This is a genomic window from Pseudomonas sp. UBA4194 (genome assembly GCF_002379585.1).
GTDB lineage: Bacteria > Pseudomonadota > Gammaproteobacteria > Pseudomonadales > Pseudomonadaceae > Aquipseudomonas.
Map to the genome: position 1 here is coordinate 57,799 of NZ_DFUE01000067.1, position 2,890 is coordinate 60,688.

At 63.7% G+C, this 2,890-nt stretch carries 2 protein-coding genes and 1 pseudogene; 2 read left to right on the plus strand and 1 reads right to left on the minus strand.

Going from position 1 to position 2,890, the window contains the following annotated elements; all coding sequences use genetic code 11:
- Positions 1-108: 108 nt before the first annotated feature.
- Entirely contained in the window at positions 109-1,116 is a 1,008-nt protein-coding gene (locus B3397_RS16260) for an iron ABC transporter substrate-binding protein (protein ID WP_296251968.1), read from the plus strand.
- A gap of 20 nt (positions 1,117-1,136) precedes the next feature.
- Positions 1,137-2,663, plus strand: coding sequence for an ABC transporter permease (locus B3397_RS16265; RefSeq protein WP_414704397.1), 1,527 nt, complete (start codon positions 1,137-1,139; stop codon positions 2,661-2,663).
- A gap of 21 nt (positions 2,664-2,684) precedes the next feature.
- On the opposite strand, the pseudogene B3397_RS16270 reads toward B3397_RS16265, so the two are convergent.
- Positions 2,685-2,890, minus strand: a pseudogene (locus B3397_RS16270) (hypothetical protein); the annotation flags it as partial.

The window sequence follows — 2,890 nt, forward strand, 5'->3', positions numbered from 1 at the left end:
GGGTGAGGGGACCATTCACCAAAGATCCTCCAGACCCACCCGAGAACCCATATCGTTTACAATTGGTAAAGATTCCACTGCCTGCCCGAAGGATGATTACCGATGACGATGCCTACCCCCCGGTCCCTGCTGCGCACGCTGGGCGCCTGCGTACTGCTGGCCCTCGCCGCGCCGATGGCGCTGGCCGCCGACAAGGTCGAGCTGACCCTTTACAACGGCCAGCACAAGGAGATCGGTGAAGCCATTGCCAAGGCCTATGAGGCCAAGACCGGCATCCACGTCAATGTACGCAAGGGCAGCAGCAACCAACTGGCCAGCCAGGTGATGGAAGAAGGCGATCGCTCCCCTGCCGACGTGATCTACACCGAGGAATCGCCGCCGCTGAACAACCTGGGCGAAAAAGGTTTTCTGGCCAGGATCGATGACACCACCCTGGCGATGCTGCCCAAGGACTATGTGGCCAAGGACGGTTCCTGGATGGGCGTCACCGCACGGGTGCGGGTAGTGGCTTACAACCCCAAGCTGATCGACGAAAAAGACCTGCCCGACAGCGTGCTGGATTTCGCCGAGCCGCAATGGCAAGGCAAAGTGGGCTTTGTCCCCACCAGCGGCGCCTTCCAGGAGCAGGCCGTGGCCATCATCAAGCTGCACGGTCGAGAGGCTGCAGAAGAATGGCTGACCGGTCTGCGTGCATTCGGCAAGACCTACACCAACAACATGGTTGCCCTCAAGGCCGTAGAAAACGGTGAAGTGGCAACGGTATTGGTGAACAACTACTACTGGTTCGCCCTGCAACGGGAAAAAGGTCAGCTGGACTCCAAGCTGCACTATTTCACCAACGGCGACGCCGGCGGCCTGATCACCATATCTTCGGCCGCCGCGCTGAAATCCAGCAAGCACCCCAGGGAGGCCCAGGCATTGCTGGCCTATATGGCCAGCGAAGAAGGCCAGCGCGTGATCACCCAGACCACCGCCGAGTACCCATTGCACAAGGGCATGGTGTCCGACCGCGGACTCAAGCCTTTCGAAGAACTGCAAGCGCCCAATATCACCCCGGCCGACATCGGCAACGCCGAAGACGCCCTGGACCTGGAACGGGACGTGGGCCTGAATTGACCAGCACCTTTTCCGCTGCCCTGCCGCGACGCAAGCGCCCTTCGATCTGGGTGCTGGCGCCGGTGCTGTTCCTGGTCTGCCTGAGCCTGTTGCCCTTGCTGTATGTGGGCCTCAAGGCCTGGCAGGCCGGTGCCCACGAAGCTGTGCGCCTGCTTTGGCGCCCCTATGTGCTGCGGCTGCTGGGCAACACGTTGATGTTGATGGCCGGGGTAACCCTGGCCTGTGTGATCATCGGCCTGAGCCTGGCGTGGCTGCTGGAGCGCAGCAATCTGGCCGGACGGCGGCTATGGGGCGTGATTCTGTGCCTGCCGTTCGCCGTGCCTGCGTTTGTCAGCAGTTTCACCTGGGTATCCCTGAGCGCCGGGTTCGAGGGGCTGGGCGGGGCCATCCTGGTCATGACCCTGTCCAAGTACCCACTGGTGTTCCTGCCGGTGGCGGCCACACTGCGCAATCTCGATACGTCACTTGAAGAGTCGGCACGCACCCTGGGGCAGAATCGGCTGGGAGTGTTCTCCAAGGTCACCCTGCCGCTGCTCTGGCCGTCGGTGCTGGGCGGCGCACTGCTGATCGCCCTGCACATGCTGGTGGAATTCGGCGCGCTGTCGATCCTGGGCCTGCAAACGTTCACCACCGCCATCTACCAGCAGTTCGAGCTAGAATTCAGCAATGCCAACGCGGCCATGCTGTCGGCATTGCTGCTGGTGCTGTGCTTGTTGCTGCTGTGGCTGGAATTGAAAGTACGCGGCACCGCCCGCCACGTGCGCATCGGCCAAGGTGTCGCCCGACGTGCGCAACCGCTGCGCCTCGGCGCCTGGGGTCTGTTGGGCCAGTTGTACTGCCTGCTGCTGGTGATCGTAGGCAGCGGCGTGCCGCTGGCGATGCTGGGCTACTGGCTGGTGAAAGGCTCGTCGGCGGCGTTTCCGGTGGCCGCCATCGGCACGGCGCTGGTCACGTCGATGGGGCTGGCACTGGGTGGCGCGGCACTGTGCCTGGCGCTGGCGTTGCCGGTGGGTCTGCTGGTAGTGCGCTACAAAGGCCGCCTGGCGATCTGGGCCGAGCGCTTGCCCTACCTGCTGCACGCCTTGCCAGGATTGGTCATCGCCCTGACCCTGGTGTATTTCGCCCTGCATTACGTGCCGGCGATGTATCAGACCACCGGGTTGCTGCTGCTGGCCTATGCCCTGCTGTTTCTACCGCTGGCCCAGGCGCCGGTGCGCACGGCGCTGAACAAGGCAGCGCCGCAGCTCGAGGAAGCGGCGCGGACGCTGGGGGCGACACCTTTCAGCGCATTCTGCCGGGTGACCCTGCCGATCATCTTTCCGGCCATGGCCGCGGCGTTCGCGCTGGTGTTCCTGGACGGCATGAAAGAGCTGACCGCAACCCTGGTGCTGGCGCCGACCGGGCTGACGACCTTGGCCACCGAAGTGTGGGCCCATACCTCGAACATGGAGTTCGCCGCAGCGGCGCCCTACGCCGCGCTGTTGATTCTGATTTCCGGGGTGCCGGTGTACTTGCTGACGACGCGGATGTACCTGAATCGCGGTTGACCGAACGAGCCACTCGCGGCTTCACGCCTCCCCGCAGGAGCGGCGTACAGCCGCGAACGAAGCGGCGCCAAAGCAGTGAGTACGCACCACCGCGAAGTCGCTCAATTCGACCAAAGCATCACGGTATTCGCTGCCTGGCAAGGTTCCGCGCTGGTAAATGGCCTTGGCCCCGCAATCACGGGCCAGTTGCGCGGTGTAGTCCAGCCGCCCAGAGCTGTCCACAGCGG

Excerpts from the sequence above, each read along its gene's own strand:
- B3397_RS16260 (WP_296251968.1), top strand. The coding sequence starts at position 109 with ATGCCTACCCCCCGGTCCCTGCTGCGCACGCTGGGCGCCTGCGTACTG.